The organism is Vibrio sp. 1580 (assembly GCF_033340055.1).
The window spans coordinates 1-727 of record NZ_JAWOVT010000259.1; the positions used below are offsets into that span (position 1 = coordinate 1).

Consider the following 727-nt stretch of genomic DNA (forward strand, 5'->3'; position numbering starts at 1 on the left):
CTGTGCCCGCTTTATCACCGAATGGTTCCAACGCCTTGCCCGCGGCGCCGCCAAGAATCAAAGCAAAACCAACGGACGACATAAAGATTGGCAGCATGAACGACAGCGCCGTGTTTTGGCCATTCATCACCAGCATCACCACACCAGCCAGAGCCAACGTCGAGATACCAACCACAAGCGTGTTGTGTGTGCCAAAACGTTCCATGAACTTCGGTGCCAACATACAACCAGCGATGTTAATGACCGCGTTAATGCCAAACCAGAATGTGAACTCATTCATTGAAAGGCCCATGCCTGTCATCAATACCGACGGTGCTGACGTCACGTAAGCTAAGATAACCGCCATGGCCATCAAACATAGTGACGCGTGGAAAATGAAAGATGGCGTGCTCAGTACCGACCAGTAACGACTTACTTTGAATACCGCTTGTTTCTCGGTTGCAGGGTTGGTTTCCTTCATCATCAAGAACATCAACGTTCCTGAGACAACCGCAAAACCAGCCATAAAGCTGAAGTTTGCACGCCAATCGAATTGCTGTGTTAACCAGCTACCTAAGATTGGTGCCAGTGCCGGAATAAAGCAGATCGCACCATTAAGGTAGCTGATCATCTTGCCGCTTTTCTCTGGGCCGAAAATATCGCGAACTGTTGCAAAGGCTGCTACCGATGTCGCACACGCACCTAAGCCTTGTAGCAAACGAGACATCAACATCCACTCTATATTTTG

Annotated in this window: 1 protein-coding gene; it reads right to left on the bottom strand. The window is 49.2% G+C overall.

The window, feature by feature from the left end:
- The coding region (locus R7093_RS25380) for an MFS transporter (RefSeq protein ID WP_318147041.1) at positions 1-727 on the bottom strand (727 nt) is incomplete at both ends.